A 17994-nucleotide genomic window follows, 5' to 3' on the forward strand; every position below is an offset into this window, starting at 1 on the left:
GGCGCCGACGCGCTCGGCACGTCCCCCGTCAGCACCACGCGTTCCCGCTTCCCGCGTTGGGTCGGGTCGGGGATCGGGATCGCCGAGAGCAGGGCCTGGGTGTACGGGTGCGCCGGCCGCGCGTAGAGGTCCGAAGTGGACGCCAGCTCCACGATCTTGCCCAGGTACATCACCGCCACCCGGTCGCACACGTGGCGGACCACCGACAGATCGTGCGAGACGAACACGTACGCCAGCCCCAGCTCGTCCTGCAGGGCCGACAGCTGGTTGATCACCTGCGCCCGGATCGAGACGTCCAGCGCCGACACGGGCTCGTCCAGCACGAGGATCGACGGGCCGAGCGCGAGGGCGCGCGCGATGCCGATCCGCTGCCGCTGGCCACCGGAGAACTCGTGCGCGTACCGGTTCGCGTGCTCGGGCTGCAGGCCGACCAGCTCCAGCAGCGACGACACCCGCTCGCGGCCACCGGAGGAGTACCGGCCCTGGATGCGCAGCGGTTCGGCGACGAGATCGTGCACGGTCATCCGCGGGCTCAGCGACGAGTACGGGTCCTGGAACACGATCTGCAGCTCCCGGCGCACCGCCCGCAGCTCCTCGGCCCCCGCGCGGGTGATGTCCTCGCCACGCAGGAACACCCGCCCCGACGTGGGCTCGAGCAGCCGCACCACCAGCCGGCTCGTCGTCGTCTTGCCGCAGCCCGACTCGCCGACCAGGCCAAGCGTCTCCCCCGCCGCCAGCGAGAACGACACGCCGTCGACCGCGCGCACCGCACCCCGCTGCCGGCGCAGCACACCGCCGCGGATCGGGAAGTGCTTCGTCAGCCCCTCGACCCGGAGCACCTCATCCGGCATGCGCGGCCTCCAGCTCCTCGTGGAAGTGACAGGCGCTCGCCCGGCCGTCGCCGATGTCGACCAGCGGCGGGCGTTCCTCGTCGCAAAGGGATCGGCGGAGGGCGCAGCGCGGCGCGAACGGGCAGCCCGGCCGGCGCACCAGCAGGCTCGGCGGGCTGCCCGGGATGGGCGTCAGCTCCTGGGTCTCGACATCCAGCCGCGGCACGCTCTCCAGCAACCCCACCGTGTACGGGTGCCGCGGCCGCGCGAACAGCTGGCGCACGTCGGCCCGCTCGACGATCCGGCCCGCGTACATCACCAGCACCCGCTCGGCCATCTCCGCGACGACGCCGAGGTCGTGCGTGATCAGCACCGTGGCCGCGCCGGTCTCCTGCTGGGCGGTGCGCAGCAGCTCCAGCACCTGCGCCTGGATCGTCACGTCGAGCGCGGTCGTCGGCTCGTCCGCGATCAGCAGCGCCGGGTTGTTGGCGATGGCCATCGCGATCATCGCGCGCTGGCGCATGCCGCCGGAGAACTCGTGCGGGTACTGCCGCGCCCGGGTCGCCGGCTGCGCGACGCCCACCAGGTCCAGCAGCTCGACCGCCCGCGCGTTCGCGGCGCGCGCGGACACCCGCGAGTGCAGCCGGATCATCTCGGCGATCTGCCGGCCCACCCGGTGCACGGGGTTCAGCGCGGTCATCGGGTCCTGGAAGATCATCGCGACCTCGGTGCCCCGCACCGCCCGCAGCTCCCGCCGCGACATCGCGAGCACGTCGCGGCCCCGCAGCAGCACCTCGCCACCCAGCACCCTGGCCGGCGGCTGGCGCAGCAGGCCCAGCACGGACAACGCGGTGACGCTCTTGCCCGACCCCGACTCACCGACGATCGCCACGACCTCGCCGGCGTGCACGTCGAAGCTCACCCCGTCGAGGGCGCGCGCCACCCCGTCCTCGGTCCGGAACTCGACGGCCAGGTCCGAGACGGACAGCAAGGGTTCGCCCTGTGCCGACGGTTCGCTCGCGAACTCACTCACGGCGTCAGCCCTCCCGCGGGTCGACGGCGTCGCGCAGGCCGTCGCCGACGAAGTTGACGCTCAGCACGGTGATCGCGACCGCGACGCCCGGCGGGATCCAGAGCCACGGCATCTGGCTGATCACCGTGAGCCGCTGCGCGTCGGTGAGCATGTTGCCCCAGCTCGGCTGCGGCGGCTGGACCCCCAGGCCGAGGAAGGACAGCGACGCCTCGAGCATGATGCCCGTCGCCACGGCCAGCGTCGCGACGACGACGACCGAGCCGAGCACCGCCGGCACCACGTGGTGCAGGACCAGCCACCGGGTGCGCGCGCCGAACGCCCGGGACGCGTGCATGAACTCCCGCTCCCGCAACGACAACGTGACGCCGCGGACCACCCGGCCCGCGGTCGGCCAGGTGAACACACCGATCGCGACGACCATCATCGTGACGCTCGAGCCGACGATGCCGGCGATCACCACCATCACCACCAGCACCGGGAACGACAGCAGCACGTCGGCCACCCGCATGATCGTGCTGTCCACCCAGCCGCCGGCGATTCCCGCCAGCGCGCCCAGCAGCGTCCCGATCGTCACCGCGAGCAGCGAGGACGCCACCCCGACGAGCAGCGACACCCGGCCGGCGTAGAGCAGCCGGGCCAGCACGTCGCGGCCGGAGCCGTCGGTGCCGAGCCAGTGCTCGGCGCCCGGCGCCCGGCGCACCTGGGACAGGTCCACCTTGGTCGGGTCGTGCCCGGACAGCACCCCGGCGAACACGGTGGCCAGCACGATCAGCACCAGCACGACCAGCCCGGCCACGGCCAGCCGGTGGCGCAGGAACCGGCGCACGGCCATCCGCCCGGGCGAGCGCAACGCGGGCGCGGCACCGGCAGTGTCCACAGTGGCCAGTGGGGTCATCGTCTCACTCATCGCAAGCTCACCCGGGGATCCACCAGCGTGTACAGGAGGTCGGCGATCAGGTTCGACAGCAGCACCAGCACCGCCACCACCAGCGCGAACCCGATGATCACCGGGTAGTCCCGGCCCACCACCGCGGCGATCGCCATCTGGCCCATGCCGGGCCAGGCGAACACGGTCTCGATCACCACCGCGCCCGCGAGCAGGCCCGGCAGCGACAGCGCGACGATCGTGATCACCGGGATCATCGCGTTGCGCAGCACGTGCCGGGTCACGACCCCGACCGTGCTCACGCCCTTGGCCTCGGCGGTGCGCACGTAGTCGCTGTGCAGCTCGGAGATCACGCTGGCCCGGATGTAGCGGGTGAACACGCCGGACTGGGCGAAGCCCAGGATGCACAGCGGCATCACCAGGTGCAGCAACGAGTCGCCGACGCTGCCGTCGCCCGGCGTGGACATCCCGGCCGACGGCAGCAGCCCCAGCTTGAGCGACATCACGTAGATGGCGAGGATGCCGAGGAAGAACGGCGGCGTGCACACCGCGCCGAGACTCACGACGCTGGCCGCGTAGTCGGCGAGCCGGCCCTTGCGCACGGCGGCGAGCAGCCCGAGCGGGACCGCGATCACCAGCGCCAGCAGCAGGCTCAGGCCCATCAGGTACACCGTCGGGCCCATCCGCTCGCCGATCAGCTCCCGCACCGACCGGCTGGAGTCCAGCGAGTAGCCGAGGTTGCCGCGCACCGCGTCGGACAGCCAGATGAAGTACTGCACGAAGATCGGCTTGTCCAAACCGAGCTCGGCGCGCTTGGCCTCGATGTAGGCCTCGGCGCCCGGCCCGCGGTTCACCGCCGGCAGCATCATCTCGACCGGGTCGCCGGGCGCGAGCCGGATGAGCCAGAAGATCCCCACGGAGACCAGCAGCAGGACCACGACGCTGATCAGCGCGCGGCGCACCAGATATGCGGCCATACCAACCTCTCTGCCGAGCGGCCGAGCGGCCGGCCCGGGGTCGCGCCCGGGCCGGCCACGGCGGGAACTAACCGGCGGCGATGCTCCACTTCTCCGGCTGCCAGAAGCCGCTACCGGTCGGGTTGAGCGGCTGGAAGTTCTGCAGCCGCTTGTTGACCGCCCACAACCCGCCCGGGGTGTAGAGCCACAGGTACGGCACCAGGTCGTTGTCGATCTTGGCCGCGTCCTTGTACAGCGCCATGCGCGCCGACGCGTCGGCGGTCCCGTTGGCCTGCTTCAGCTTCGCGTCCAGCCCCTGGTCGCAGAACTTCACGATGTTGCCGCCGTTGGGGTAGAACGTGTCGCAGCCCTCGATGGCGTTGACGTTCCACGAGTCCACCGCGTAGTTGCCGCCGCCGAACAGGTAGAGGTCGAAGTCCATCTTGTCGAGGACGTCGGTGACCGCGCTGGGATCGATCTGCTTGAGCTCGATCTTGACGCCGATCTCCTTGAGCTGGCTCTCCACGGCGATGGCCGCCGCGTCCCGGTCCGGGTTGCTGCCCGGGATCCAGGACAGCCGCACGGTCTGGTTGGGATCCCAGCCGGCCGCGGACAGCAGCTGCTTGGCCTTGTCCGGGTTGTAGGCGTACTGCTCGATGTCCTTGCCGGACACCGACGGGTCGAACGCGGAGTTGCGGGGCTTGCCGACCCCGGGCAGCGCGCTGTCGATGATGGACTTGCGGTCGATGCCGTACAGCAGCGCCTGGCGGATCCGCTTGTCCTTGAACCGGGCCTGCGTGTGGTTCACGCCGATCCGGACGAAGCCGCCGTCGGGCGAGGGCTTGAAGTCGAGCTTGGCGGCGTCGAGCGCGTCCTTGTCGGTGGGCGCGATCGGCGCGATGTCGAGCTCACCGGTGCCGAGCTGCGCGGTGGCGACGTCGGCGGTCAGCGGCTTGAGGTACACCTTGTCGACGCCGGGCTTCGTCGGGAAGTTCGGGTTGGCCTTCAGCTCGACGTACTGGTCGGTCTTGTAGGTGACGAACTGGAACGGGCCGAGGCCGACGGTCGGCTTGGTGAAGAACGGGTCCTTGGCCACCTGGTCGAGCGGCTTGTCGCCGAGGATGTGCTTGGGGATGATCGGGTAGACGCCGATCTGGGCGATGATGCCGTAGTTGGCCTTGGTCGTGGTGACGACGAACGTCGAGTCGTCCGGCGCGGTCAGGCCCGACAGCGTCTCGGCCTTGCCGTCGGTCACCTCCTTGGCGCCCTTGACGTCGGCATAGGAGCCGACCGAGGCCGAGGTGGTCTTCGGGTTGGCCAGCAGCTGGTGGGTGAACAGCACGTCCGCGGACGTGAACGGCTCACCGTCGCTCCACTTCAGACCCTTCGTCAGGTGGAAGGTGAACGTGGTGGCGTCCGGCGAGACGTCGACACTCTCCGCGAGCTGCGGCACCAGCTTCAGGTTCGGGTCGGCGACCATGAGGCTCTGGTAGATCAGCGACATGACCTGCTGGTTCGCGCCCTGCGCCGGCTCGATCGGGCTGAACAGCGTGGGCTTCTGGTAGAGCACGATGTTGACGGCGCCTCCACCGGAGCCGCCCGAGTTGTCGGTCTGCGGGCCGGCACAGCCGGCCGCGAGCCCGGAGGCCAGCAGGACCGCGACGGCCCACCTCAGATGGCGTGCGGGTGACTTCATACCTTCGCCTCTCACGTCGGCTGGCACCTCCCGGAGTGACGCCAGGGCTTTCCGAAACCGTGTTTCAAGTGAGCACAACTTAGCCATCGCGAAGCCTGAGGTAAAGACTCTCGGAACGACGTTTCACGATCGTTCCCCGACGAGCTCGCGCAAGGCCGCGACCACGGCGGGGTCGCCGGCCAGTTCGGTCGCCGTCGCCCGCAGCTGCGCCAGCAGGCCGGCGTGGTGCGCCGGCTCGAACTCCGCGGCCGGCCCGGCCACGCTCACCGCGGCGAGCACGGTACCGCCCGCCGCGACGGGCACCGCGAGGCAGCGCAGACCCTCGCTGTTCTCGTTGTCGTCCAGCGCGTAGCCCCGCTCGGCGGTGGCGGCCAGCTCGCGGCGCAGGGTGTCCCGGCTGGTCAGCGTGCGTGCGGTGGACCGGGTCAGCGGGCCGGCGGGCAGGTGGTCGTCGACCTCCGCCTCGGGCAGCGCGGCGAGCAGCATCTTGCCCAGGCCTGTGCAGTGCGTGTGCGCGCGGGCGCCGGCCACTGTGCGGAACCGCAGCGGCCGGTCGGGCTGGGCGACGCACACGTGCAGCACGACCTCGCCGTCGAGCACGCCGAGGTTGCTGGTCTGCTGGGTGCGCTCGGCGAGGCCGGCGAGCTGCCCACCGGCCACCTCGGACAGATCCAGGCCACGCACGTGCGCCCTGGCCAGCTCCATGACCTTGTACCCCAGCCGGTACGCGGGCCGCTCGTCCACCCGCACCACGAACTCCAGCTCGGTGAGCGTGGCGAGCAGCCGGACCAGGGTGCTCTTGGGCAGGCCGGTCTCCTGGTGGATCTCGCCCAGCGTGCGCGGCACGGTCCCCCTGGCCAGCAGCTCCAGCATGGACAGGCCGCGGGTCAGCGCGTGCGTGTGCAGCGTCGACCGGGTCGCCCCTGCGAAATCCCGTTTCACATTGGGATACTCCTGCCCCGGCGCGCCGGATGTCAACCCACCGCGTTGACATGGAACGCTGTTCCTGTTCGGGTGTGCAGCGAGATTCCTTACCGTGCCTGGAGGTCAGAACGATGCGGACACAGCTCGGTGTGCTCGCCCTCGCGGCCGCGCTGCTCGGGGGCATCGCCGCGGGTGCCGGCCCGGCCGCCGCGGCCACCGACCCGGCAGGGCCCGACGTGGTGGTCGCGAGCGCGTCCGGCGCGCGCTCCACCTGGTTCCCCACCGTCGAGCGGCTGCGCGACGGCGACCTGCTGGTCGTGTACTACGACTCGACCAGCCACCTGGGACCCGACGGCCGGATCGCGATGACCCGCAGCCACGACGGCGGCCGCACGTGGAGCACGCCGGCCGTCGCCGTCGACACCGCGCTCGACGACCGCGACCCGTCGATCGTCGAGCTGGCCTCGGGCACGCTGGTCATGAGCTGGTTCGAGACCGACTGGTCCACGAAGCCGCTGCCCACCCCGGGTGGCGTGTGGACGGCCCGGTCCACCGACGGCGGCCGCAGCTGGTCCGCGCCGGTGCGGGCGCGCTCGCAGCTGTTCGGCAACGGGTCCTGGACGATCCCGCCGGTCGGCTACTCCACGCCGTGGGCCGCCACCTCGGCGAAGATCCTCGAGCTGCCGGACGGCACGCTGCTGCTGCCCGTGTACGGCAACACCCCGGACGACGCGAGTCCGTCGATCTCGGTGCTGCGCTCGCGCGACGGCGGCCGCAGCTGGCCGGCCGAGACGCTGGTGGCCCGGCACGCGGCCGGCGACAAGTTCAACGAGCCCGCGCTCACCCGGCTGGGCGACGGCTCGATCCAGCTGGCCATCCGCGGTACCGGCGTCGGCTACTGGACGTCCTCGACGGACGGCGGCCGAACCTGGGCACCAGCGACGACGGTCGGCGCCTACCGCGAGCAGGCGTCGGACCTGCTGACCCTGCCGCAGGGCGACCGCCGGACCATCCTGCACACGTGGGGTGACACGTCCGGCGTGTTCGGCCCCGGGCGGCCGACCGTCGGCCAGCTGATCACCGCGGACGGCGTGCGGCACCCGGCCAGGCTCCTGTACTCCGGCGGCGCGTTCGACGAGAGCTACCCGAGCAGCGTCCAGCTCGGCCCGGCTAGGTTCTTCACCGTGTACTACGACGCCGCCCGCAAGATCATCGGCGGCACGTACACCCGGTTCGGGGACTACCTCTGACCACCGCCACGACGACCTCGGGGAGCGCGCGTGCCACTGACCTTCGACATGCCGTTCGAGCAGCTGCTGACCTACCCCGGTAGGAACCCGCGCCCGGCCGACTTCGACGCGTACTGGGCCCGCGCGCTGTCCGAACTGGACGGTCTGCCCGCCGACGTGGAGATCGTGCCGGCGGAGTTCCAGGCGCCCTACGCGCGCTGCGCGCACCTGTACTTCACCGGCACCGGCGGCGCCCGGGTGCACGCGAAGCTGCTGGCGCCCCTGGCGGCGAGCGAGCCGCACCCCGCGCTGCTGCGGTTCCACGGCTACCGCGGCGACTCCGGCAGCTGGGTGGACCTGCTGCCCTACGTCGCGCTCGGGTACACGGTGGCCGCGCTGGACGTGCGGGCCCAGGCCGGGCTCTCCGAGGAACGGCTGTCGCCGGCCGGCTGGACGATGGCGAGCTACCTGCTGCGCGGCGTCGACGACGAGCCGGACACCATGCTCTACCGGCACGTCTTCCTCGACACCGTGCGGCTGGCCCGCATCGTGGGCGCGATGGACGACGTCGACGCCGACCGGGTCGGGGCGGCCGGCAACAGCCAGGGCGGCGCGCTGACGCTGGCCTGTGCGGCGCTGGAGCCGCGGATCAAGATCGCCGCGCCCGCGTACCCGTTCCTGTCCGACTACCGGCGGGCGTGGGAGCTCGACCTCGACGACTCGGCGTACGCCGAGATCGCCGAGTACTTCCGCCGCCGCGACCCGCTGCACCTGCGCGAGGACGAGATCTTCACCCGGCTCGGCTACGTCGACATCCAGCACCTCGCGCCGCGGGTCACCGCGCGGACGGTCATGACCGTGGCCCTCGGCGACGAGGTCTGCCCGCCGTCCACCCAGTTCGCCGCCTACAACAAGCTCGGCGGCGAGAAGTCCTACGTGCTCTACCCCGACTTCGCCCACGAGGACCTGCCCGGCCACGACGACGCCGTGTTCACCCTGATGCGCGAGCTCTGAGGCCGTGCGCCTGGCGGACGTGACCACCGTGCTGCTCACCGGTCCCTGCACGGCGGACCCGTGGCTGCTCCCGTTCAAGCGGCTGCGCAGCGCGGCGTTCGTCGAGATCCGGCTGAGCACCGGCGAGGTCGGCGTCGGCGAGACCTACGCCGGCTACTTCTTCCCGGAGAGCGTGCCGCTGGTCGTGGACTACGTGCGGCCGATCCTCACCGGCGCCGAGCCCTTCGCCGACCCGGCCGACCTCGATGTGCCGGCGCTGTGCGCGCGGATGCGGCTGTGCTGCGCCTACTGGGGCCGGGTCGGCCTCGGCGCGGCCGTGCTCGCCGGGGTCGAGGCCGCGCTGTGGGACCTGAAGGGCAAGCTCCTCGGCGTGCCGGTGCACGCGCTGCTCGGCGGCGCGCGGCACGGCCGGCTGCCGGCCTACGCGACCGGCGGGCCGTCCCCGTGGCCCGCGGCCGACCTGCTCCGGAAGTTCGACCACTACCTCGGGCTCGGCTTCACCGCGGTCAAGGTCTCCTCGGGCTACGTGGACCCGGTCAGCCGGCAGGAGGTCGGCGGCGAGCCCGTGGCGCTCGAGGCGGCCAAGGTCGAGGCGCTGCGCCGGCACCTCGGCCCGGACGTGGGCATCCTGCTGGACGGCCACATGGGACACCGGGAGGGCCCGGACCGGTGGGACGCCGGCACGGCGGGCGCGGTGCTCGACGCGCTGGCGCCGCACGACGTCTACCTGTTCGAGGAGCCGCTGCCCTACGGCGACCTCGCCGGGTACGCGCGGCTGCGCTCCCCCGTGCCGGTCGCCGGCGGCGAGCAGCTGTCCACACCGGACGAGTTCGCGCGCTTCGCCGAGCGCGGCTGCCTCGACATCGCCCAGCCGGACGCCGCGTGGCTCGGGATGTCCCAGTTCGGCGAGGTCGCCCGGATGTTCGACCGGGTCGCGCCGCACGCGTGGGGTGCGGGCGGCGCGGTCATGCAGAACGTGCATGCCGCGTTCGCCGCCCCGAACACCGCCATCGTCGAGCTGCCACCCGACCCGGGACCGCTGCACACCGAGATCTGGGGCGACTCGCTGCGGTTCCACGACGGGTTCCTCACCGCGCCGGACACGCCGGGCCTCGGCATCACGCTGTCCGACCGGGTCAAGGAGACCTACCCGTTCGTCCCCGGCGCGGAGGAGTTCTCGAGCGTGCCCGGCAAGCTGATGAGGAGCTAGCCACGTGGACGTGGAGGTGCTGGTCGCGCAGCCGGTGGACCCCGCGGGGCTCCGCCGGGTCGAGGAGCTCCTGCCGGACGCCGTGATCACCCGGCGCGGGCCCATCGGGCCGGGCGAGACCGTCCCGGACGTCGGGGACGTGACCGTGCTGTTCGCCGACAACTGCCCGGCCAACGTCGCCGACCTCGGGTCGCTGAGGTGGATCCAGCTCGGCTCGGCCGGCTACCGGCAGCTCGCCGGGCTCGGCCTCGACCCGCGGGTGCGGGTGACGAACGCCAGCGGGGTCAACGACATCCCGATCGCCGAGTGGTGCGTGCTGATGATGCTCAGCTTCGCCCGCGACTACCCGGGGATGCTGCGGGCGCAGGCCGGCGCGACGTACACGCGGGAGCGGGTGTACCAGGCGGAGCTGCGCGGCCGGCGGGTCGGCGTGTTCGGCTACGGCAGCATCGGCGGCGAGGTCGCCCGGGTCTGCCGCGCGCTCGGGCTCGAGGTGTGGGCGCTGTCCCGGCGCACCCCGCGCTACTCGGTGCCCGGCCCACTGCCGGCCGGGCCGGACCGCTTCTTCACCCCGGCCGAGCTGCGTGAGTTCCTGGCGGGGCTGGACTTCCTGGTGCTCACCGCCCCGCTGACCGACGAGACGGCCGGCCGCTTCGGTGCCGAGGAGCTTGGCTGGCTCCCCCGCCACGCGGTGCTGCTGAACCCGGCCCGCGCGCACCTCGTCGACGAGCAGGCCCTGCTCGCGGCGCTGCGGGACGGGACGATCGCCGGCGCCGCCCTCGACGTCCACTACCGCGAGCCGATGCCGCCGGACGACCCGTTCTGGACCGCGCCGAACACAGTGCTCAGCCCGCACGTGTCCGGGTCGACCGGCAGCACCTACTTCCTGCCCCGCCTGTGGGACCTGTTCGCCGACAACGTGTCCCGCTTCGCGGCCGGCGCGCCACTACGCAACGAGGTCGCGCGGCACAAGATTGGCTGAACCAATCTCGACTGGATCTTGAGCGGGCTTCGAGTTCGCAGCGGTCTATTTGCCTCTGACGTGCACCACTGGGGTAGCTCCGCCATGAGCGGCTGACCGAACGGAAGCCCACATGTCCGAAAGACAGACCGAGAACTCGCCACCGCTGGGGGCGATGGGGCCGCGGTCGACCGCGCTGCGCTCCCTCGCCCCCGACCTGTCCCGCGGCCTCATGCTGCTGCTCATCGCGCTCGTGCACGCGTCGGTGTTCCGGTCCGCGTGGGCCAGCGCGGGCGGCCCGGGGTACGCGGTGTCCGACCCGCTCTCCCAGGTGCTGAGCTGCCTGGTCACGCTGTTCGCCGACGACCGCGGGTTCGCGTTGTTCGCCGGGCTCTTCGGGTACGGCGTGGCCCAGATCTACCTGCGCAGCACCGCCGAGGGACGCGAGTGGCCGGTCGTGCGGGCGCTGCTGCGCCGGCGCGGGCGCTGGCTCATGGTCATCGGCCTCCTGCACACCGTGCTGCTGGCCTTCGGCGACATCCTGTCGGTGTACGGCCTGGTCGCGCTGCTGTTCGCGGGTGCGCTGCGGTTCACCGGGCGCAAGCTGCTGACCCGCGCGTTCACCTGGCTCGCGGTCGGGACGCTCGTCTACTCGATCGGCGTGCCGATGCTGTACCAGGTCGTGTCCGGCGACGGCTCGGTCCCGACGAACCCGGCCGACGACCTGATCTACCGGCTCGGCTGGCCGCTGATGATCCCGCTGGTGATCGGCACGACCGTCTTCCCGTTCCTGATCGGCATCTGGGCGGCCCGCCGGCGGCTGCTGGACGAGCCGGAGCGGCACCGCGCGTTCCTGCGCAAGGTCGCGGTGCTCGGCATCGTCGGCACGGCGCTCGGCGGCCTGCCCTACGCGCTGATCAACACCGGCGTGCTGGGCGAGGCGTCGCCGCTGGCCTACATCGGCGCGTACTGGCTCAACCTCATCGCCAGCTACGCGGGTGGCTTCGGCTACGCGGCGGTCATCGCGCTCATCGCCATCCGGCTCGGCAACCGGCGCGGACCGGTGGTCACCGCGCTCGCGGCCACCGGCCAGCGGTCGATGACCTGCTACCTGCTGCAGTCGGTGGCCTGGCTGGGGCTCGGCGCGCCGTACCTGCTGGGCCTGGGCAACACGATGTCCGACCTCGCCGCGCTGGGCACGGGGGTCGCGGTGTGGGTGGCCACGGTCGTGATCGCCGACGTGATGCGCCGGCGGGACATCCGCGGCCCGGCCGAGGTGGTCTACCGCCGCCTCACCTACGGCCGCGCCTACGCCACCCCGAAGCAGCGGCCCGAGCCGGCCACGGTCGGCGCCGCCTGAGCACGACCCCGCGGCCGGCGACCCGCCGGCCGCGGGGTCTGTCGGGCTCAGTCCAGCGCGGTCACCTGGATGTCGTCGAAGTCGTGCTGCATGCCGGACTGGACCGGGGTGTTCGGGACGGCCGTGTCGAACGTGACGCCGGTGAACCCCTTCGCCTCCGCCGCGCGCACGGTCGTGGTGAGCGTCTCGCCGCCGATGGTGATCGTGGCCGTGGTCCGGGTGGTGTCGATACGCACGGTGGTCCAGACCTGGTTCGGCGGGCGGGTCCTGGTCACGCCGACGTCGCGCCAGGCCGTGCCGTCGAACGCGGTGAGCTTGAAGCCCGGGCCGGACGGGACCAGGGTGAACTGCCACGGGTTGACGTCGTTGCCCGCCGGGTCCTTGCCGCGCACCAGCATCCGCATCCCGGACGCGTACTGGGTGGCCGCGTAGGCGTAGTCCAGCCGCTGCGCACCCACCTGCCTGGTCGGCAGCGTGGCGGTCGCGGCCGCGTCGCCGTCCGCGTCGACCAGGCTCAGCCAGCGGCCGCTCGTGGCGCCGGACATGATCGTGTCGTTGACGAACGCGTAGCGGGTGTCGACGAACCCGCGCGGCGGGGCGTTCGTCGCGTCGTTCTCGAAGGTCAGGGTGTCCGCCGAGTACAGCTCGAGCTCGGTCACCGCGGCGAGCCGGTCCTTCGGCCCGGTGATCTTGACGTACCGCGCCCAGGTGGGCCTGAAGTCCTGGTAGCGCAGCGCGAAGTCCGTGCTGTTCCTGGCCTTCACGACCGGCCTGTCCCAGTGCTCGCCGTCCACCGAGAACGCGACGTCGGCGTCCTGCGGGAGGCCGTAGCCCAGCATGAGGCCGACCCGGTTCAGCCGGTACGCCCGGTCCAGGGTGATCGTCAGCTCGGGCTTGCCGGTGAGGCGGGCCGCCGCGTACCGCTCGGCGCTGCCGTCGACCGCGCCCTCGAGCCGGGTCTCCGGGAACGCCGGGTCGGCCGGGGTGACCGTGCCGGCGAGCTTGACCGTGCCGGCCCGCACCTTGGCGGCGAGGTCGATCTTGCCGGTGCCCGGGGTCACCGCGTCGACGCGGCGGGCCCAGATCCGGTACTGCTGGCCCTTCTCGCGGCACATCCACTGGTGGCCGCAGGTGTCGCCGAAGACCATGCTGCGGTTGGCGCCGACGTTCGCGATCGAGGTGTTGCCGCTGGAGCCGTGCGTGTTGCCCGGCCAGGTCTGCCGCGGCTTGTTGACGAACACGTTCTCGTAGTCGTCCCAGGTCCGGCCGGTGCCGTCCCGGCTGACCAGCACGGTGTTGTCCGGCCGGCCGTAGGTGAGCACGAGCATCCCGTTGGGCTGGAGCACGACACCGGGGTCGGCGAGGCCGGTCGGCGCCCCGCTCGGCACCACGATCACCGTCGGCTTCGTCCACGTGCGACCGTCGTCGTCGGAGTAGGCCTGCATGAGGTCGACCTCGTTGACGTTGCGCAGGAACGCGATCAGCCGGCCGTCGGACGTGTGCGCGATGGCCGTCTCGTTGGTGCCGGGCTTGTCCGCGTCGCTGATCCGCGAGCGGACGGTCCAGCTCGCCCCGCTGTCGGTGCTGGCCGCGAGGAAGCTGCTGTCGACGGTCTCGGTGGTGGTGCGCCCGTACAGGGGCATGAGCAGCGTGCCGTCGCCGGTGCGGACGAAGCCGCGGTGCACGCGCAGCCAGGAGAACCGGTACTTGCCGGGGTCGAGCGGTGCCCAGCCGTCGGTCCACGTGGCGCCGAGGTCGGTCGAGCGCGAGGTCTTGATCCTGAACGTGGTCGGGCCGGCCTGGTCGAGCAGGAAGTGGGCGGCCAGCAGGGATCCGTCGTCGAGCCTGGTGCCGCCGGTGACCGAGCCCTGCACGCGGGAGGTGTCGAAGGTCAGGCCGTTGTCGCTGGACACGCCGAGCCCGCCCGCGGTGGCGTAGGCGGCGCCGTCGACGGTGTTGTTCCAGTAGGTGAAGACCTTCTTGCGGGTGACCCCGTCGACGACGACGTCGGTGGCGAAGGTCTGCGGGTAGTTGGCGACCATCCCGGGGCCCGGGCTCCAGACGGTCCACTCGGCGCCTGCCGACACGGCGTGCTGGCCGCCGGGCGCGCCGTCGGCGAGCGGCGGTGGCTCGGCCTGCACCTGCGCGCCGGCCACGAGGGTCAGGCAGCACAGCACGCCGACGACCACCGCACCGAGCCTGATCTTCCGCTGGCCCATGGGCACCTCCCTGTTCGGATCAGCGGAAATATGTATGGAAGCGCGTTTCATGTCAACAGATCTGTACATGGAACGCACTTTCATTTATAACGGGACGGACGCAAAGGAGCCCTGCCATGAGTCGCCTTCGTGCCGTCTTCCTCGCCGTACTGGCCCTCTCCGTCCTCCAGGTCCCGTCACCCGCGGCCGCCGAGCCGGGTGTCGACCACTCACACATACCGACAGGTTCGATCTTCTACACCGCCGCGAGCACCGAGGACTACGCCGGCTACCCGGCGGTGTTCGACGCCGGCTCGACCGCGCCCGACGGCTCCCGCAGCTCGCGGATCATGCTGGCCTACAACAGCAAGCGCGACCTGCCCGGCGAGCGCGGGAACCGGATCCGCCAGTCGACCGACGGCGGCGTCACCTGGCCCGACTACCCGTCGGCGGACGGCGCGCTGCAGGTGTCCAACCTGGTGCGCCTCGCGATCGCGTCCGGCGGGGTGATCACCATCGACTTCGAGGACCTCAGCGTCACCCAGCCGTCGTGCACGGACCTGTCCATCTGCCGGCGCCAGTTCAACCGCCGGATGATGACCCCCACCAGCTGGGTCGACGCCGGCACCGCCACGGTGACGTTCTCCCAGGCCATCGCGTGGTCGCGGTTCAACCAGGGGCCCCTCCTGCTCGGCGACGGCAAGACGATGCTCGCGACGATGTACGGCATCTACACCGCGGGCTCGGTGCCGTTCACCGTGGTGGTCCGCAGCACCGACGCGGGCGTGACGTGGACCGAGGTGGCGCAGCTGGCCACCGGCGCCGGCTGGAACGAGGCCAACCTCGCGCCGACCAGCGACGGCGGGCTCATCGCGGTGCAGCGCAAGGACGAGAACCCGGTCGCGGGCATCCCGGCCAACGTCGCGCTGTACACCCGCAAGGCGCCCACACAGAGCGGCACCGGCTGGGGCGCGGCGGTGCGCCTGTCCAGCGACGGCGGCAACTCGCCGAGCGTGAAGATGCTCGGCAACGGCTCGCTCGCACTGGCCTCCGGCCGGCCCGACAACCTGCTGCGGATCTCCTTCGACGGCAAGGGAACCAGCTGGACCGCGCCGGTGACCGTCTACAAGAACAACCCGACCACCGGCGGCCGGCCCGACGGCTGGCACGAGGGCGGTGGCGCGGCGGACCGGCCGATGCGCCACCTCGGCTCCAGCGGCACCGTCGGCATCATGCCGATCGGCGGCAACCGGCTGCTCGCGACCGGGGACAACTGCGCGTCCGGCTGGGGCTGCCCGGCCGACGTCGGCGGCCCCAACTACACCGCGACCAACGCGTTGTGGAAGTCCTGGGTCGAGGTCGACACCGACCAGTGGGGCAAGGCCGACCTCACGACGATGTTCCGCCGCGGCGAGCTGACCGTGCTCGACCCGACGCTGAGCCGGTACGGCTACTGCCCCGGCGACACCGCCGGGTGCCGCGCGTCGCTGGCCGCGTACGCGTTCGACGGCGACCCGCGCACCGACGCCAGCCTCGTGACGCCGAACCGCGGTGTGACCATGCGCCTGCCCCGTCCCGTCGACGTCACCGGGCTCGGCCTGCACGTGAACCTGCAGGGCAGCACCGACGTCCGGCTCGAGACCTCCCTCGACGGCACGACGTGGTCGACCCCGGCCCGCGGCGCGCGCGACGGCATCGTCCGGCCGTTCACCGCGCCGGTCCGCGCGCAGTACGTGCGGATCAGCGACCCGAACCCGATCACCGACCCCACCGCGGCGTTCCTGCACGAGGTCGAGCTGTACACCACGCTCGACGGCTTCGAGCACGACTACCCGGGCCAGGCCCCGCGCGGCAACGGCCTCACGTCCTCGACGATGGCCACCGTCGTCGACCAGTCGACGGTGAGCGCGGCCGACCGGATCTCCTCGCGGTTCCTCCGGCTGCGCGACGACAGCGCCTCCGCCGGGTCGGTGGTCGGGTGGACGCACGCGTCGTCGACCGCCGCCACGGTCGAGTTCCGGGTCCGCGCGTACGGGCAGGCGAACAACTCGGTCAGCTTCACGATGAGGGGCGCGGACGGGACCGCCGCGTACCACTTCCACCTGAACGCGGCCGGCCGGCTGTACCGGTGGGACGCCGCCCTGCAGTCGTGGGGCACCCAGCTGAACGCGACCGCGCTCGTGGCGAACGCGTGGAACACCCTCCGCGTGGAGGCGACGGCCGGCGGCACGGCCCGCCTGTACGCGAACGGCCAGCTGGTCGCGACGGTCGCGCCCACCGACCCGGCCGCGGGCCTGGGCAGGTTCGAGCTGTCCTCGGCAGGCACCATCCCCACAGGCGACGACTGGCTGGTCGACGACGTCGGATACACCGCCGGCTGACCGGTGCCGTGGGTGCCCCGCCCGCGCCTGGGGGCACCCACGGCACAGCTCACGGCACCGGCCGCGTCGGCCTGGTCGCGGTCAGCGCTAGCTGGCGCTTCAGCATCCGGCCGCCGTCGCCCGTGAGGCGGAGGTAGTAGTCCGCCGAGCAGGGGGTGCCGTCCTCGTCCAGGGCCCACAGACCCGAGCCGCTCGGCACCATGCCCGCGTTCTCCGCGGTCTTCGCGATCTGGTTGCCCTCGTTGAACTCGTCGTACATCGAGATGTAGATCCCTTGCGCGCCAACGCGAACCATGTTGTAGAACTGCCGCCACATGAAGTCGCCGTGGGCGCGCTGGCGGCCGGCGATGTCGCCGGGCAGCACGCAGGGCTGGTAGTCGATCCCGTGCGCGTTGCAGTCGGCCTGGTCCGGGCTGTTCGCCACGTTGTAGAAGTTGTCCGAGTCCGCGGCGTTGCCGATCCGGCCGACCATCCACGGCGAGATCATGTTGAACGACCGGTACACGTCGAGGAAGCCCGGCCGCGAGTCACCGCCGCCGGTGCGCCACCACGTGGGCACGCCGCCGATCAGGTACACACCCTGGCCCTTGAACCAGTTGATCACGTCCTGGCACTGCGCCGGGGTGAACGGCCGGCCGCCGTCGTTGAAGCCGAAGCCCCAGACGCACACCACCGGCTTGCCGTTCTGCCTGGCATACGCGCCCGACGACGTGTACGCCTTCATCTTGTTCGTCCAGTCCGCCTTGATCTCGGACTGCATGTTGGTCCAGTTGGTGACGTCGTACATGATGTAGAACTTGCGGCCGTACCGCTCCGCCGACGTGCGCACCATCGCCGCGACCGCGTCCCGGATCGGGCCCTCGCCGCCGGTCGGGTTGAACCGCTGCAGGGCCGCGGTGTCGCACCCGTACTGCTGCATCCACCGGAAATGCGTGTCGGTGACCTGCTGGTCGTAGTTCGAGTACAGGGCGGCGGGCTGGCCGTTGTTGAGGTTGTTGTAGGCCGTGCGGTACGTGCGGGTGTACTCGCGGACATCCGGCCAGGCCTTGATCGAGTTGTTGCTGGGCGACGGCGGCTGGCCCCAGTTGTTGGCCCAGTGCCACCAGCCGTTGATCGGCGAGCCGTCGCCGATGCAGGCGAACCAGCCCTGGTAGCCGACGGTGATCTTGCCGACGACGTCACCGGGTGGGCTGGCCATCGGGCTGGGTGACGTGCCGGCCGCCGCCGTGGCGGGGAACGCCCCGAGCGCGGCGCCGGCGGCTGCCATGCCGACGAACGAACGCCTCGAAATTTCCATCATCTACTCCTTCGTAGAC

At 71.9% G+C, this 17994-nt stretch carries 14 protein-coding genes; 6 read left to right on the forward strand and 8 right to left on the reverse strand.

Annotated elements, in window-relative coordinates; all coding sequences use genetic code 11:
* From VGD70_RS14170 to VGD70_RS14195, 6 genes are all read right to left on the reverse strand, one after another.
* Positions 1–851, reverse strand: an 851-nt coding sequence (locus VGD70_RS14170) for an oligopeptide/dipeptide ABC transporter ATP-binding protein (protein WP_331081889.1), incomplete at its 3' end; no start/stop codon positions are given.
* Positions 841–1863, reverse strand: coding sequence for an ABC transporter ATP-binding protein (locus VGD70_RS14175; RefSeq protein WP_331081891.1), 1023 nt, complete (start codon positions 1861–1863; stop codon positions 841–843). The genes VGD70_RS14175 and VGD70_RS14170, both read right to left, overlap by 11 nt.
* Before the next feature lie 4 nt (positions 1864–1867).
* Positions 1868–2770 carry an oligopeptide ABC transporter permease gene (gene opp4C / locus VGD70_RS14180; RefSeq protein ID WP_331081893.1) on the reverse strand — a complete coding sequence of 301 codons (903 nt, stop codon included), beginning with the start codon at positions 2768–2770 and terminating at the stop codon, positions 1868–1870.
* Positions 2767–3726, reverse strand: a complete 960-nt coding sequence (locus tag VGD70_RS14185; RefSeq protein ID WP_331081895.1) for an ABC transporter permease — start codon at positions 3724–3726, stop codon at positions 2767–2769. Before VGD70_RS14185 ends, opp4C begins: the two co-directional genes overlap by 4 nt.
* A 67-nt stretch (positions 3727–3793) precedes the next feature.
* On the reverse strand, positions 3794–5401 hold the full coding sequence (locus VGD70_RS14190) for an ABC transporter substrate-binding protein (RefSeq protein ID WP_331081897.1): 1608 nt from the start codon (positions 5399–5401) through the stop codon (positions 3794–3796).
* A 123-nt stretch (positions 5402–5524) separates the two neighbouring features.
* The gene (locus tag VGD70_RS14195; protein ID WP_331081899.1) at positions 5525–6343 is read right to left on the reverse strand and encodes an IclR family transcriptional regulator; all 819 of its coding nucleotides are present in this window, start codon (positions 6341–6343) and stop codon (positions 5525–5527) included.
* Positions 6344–6456: 113 nt separating this feature from the next.
* Here VGD70_RS14195 and VGD70_RS14200 point away from each other — a divergent pair, with 113 nt between their 5' ends.
* The 5 genes from VGD70_RS14200 to VGD70_RS14220 all read left to right on the forward strand — a co-directional run bounded on the left by VGD70_RS14200 (position 6457) and on the right by VGD70_RS14220 (position 12099).
* Complete coding sequence (locus VGD70_RS14200) at positions 6457–7575, forward strand: sialidase family protein (protein WP_331081901.1); 1119 nt, start codon at positions 6457–6459, stop codon at positions 7573–7575.
* Between the two features lie 30 nt (positions 7576–7605).
* Positions 7606–8568 carry an acetylxylan esterase gene (locus tag VGD70_RS14205; RefSeq protein ID WP_331081903.1) on the forward strand — a complete coding sequence of 321 codons (963 nt, stop codon included), beginning with the start codon at positions 7606–7608 and terminating at the stop codon, positions 8566–8568.
* A gap of 4 nt (positions 8569–8572) precedes the next feature.
* A complete protein-coding gene (locus VGD70_RS14210; RefSeq protein WP_331081905.1) occupies positions 8573–9778 on the forward strand; it encodes a mandelate racemase/muconate lactonizing enzyme family protein in 1206 nt (401 codons plus the stop codon).
* Between the two features lie 4 nt (positions 9779–9782).
* Positions 9783–10760, forward strand: coding sequence for a D-2-hydroxyacid dehydrogenase (locus VGD70_RS14215; RefSeq protein ID WP_331081907.1), 978 nt, complete (start codon positions 9783–9785; stop codon positions 10758–10760).
* A 112-nt stretch (positions 10761–10872) separates the two neighbouring features.
* Positions 10873–12099, forward strand: coding sequence for a DUF418 domain-containing protein (locus tag VGD70_RS14220; protein WP_331081909.1), 1227 nt, complete (start codon positions 10873–10875; stop codon positions 12097–12099).
* A gap of 47 nt (positions 12100–12146) precedes the next feature.
* Here VGD70_RS14220 and VGD70_RS14225 read toward each other — a convergent pair whose 3' ends face one another.
* Entirely contained in the window at positions 12147–14318 is a 2172-nt protein-coding gene (locus VGD70_RS14225; protein WP_331081911.1) for an exo-alpha-sialidase, read from the reverse strand.
* A 116-nt stretch (positions 14319–14434) separates the two neighbouring features.
* Between VGD70_RS14225 and VGD70_RS14230 the strand changes: the two genes are divergently transcribed.
* Complete coding sequence (locus VGD70_RS14230) at positions 14435–16678, forward strand: hypothetical protein (RefSeq protein WP_331081913.1); 2244 nt, start codon at positions 14435–14437, stop codon at positions 16676–16678.
* A 49-nt stretch (positions 16679–16727) separates the two neighbouring features.
* Here VGD70_RS14230 and VGD70_RS14235 read toward each other — a convergent pair whose 3' ends face one another.
* Positions 16728–17945 (reverse strand): glycoside hydrolase family 71/99-like protein, encoded by a 1218-nt coding sequence (locus VGD70_RS14235; protein WP_331081915.1) that lies wholly within the window; start codon positions 17943–17945, stop codon positions 16728–16730.
* Between the last annotated feature and the right edge of the window lie 49 nt (positions 17946–17994).

It is taken from the genome of Actinophytocola sp. (assembly GCF_036402745.1).
In the GTDB taxonomy this organism is placed as follows: domain Bacteria; phylum Actinomycetota; class Actinomycetes; order Mycobacteriales; family Pseudonocardiaceae; genus Actinophytocola.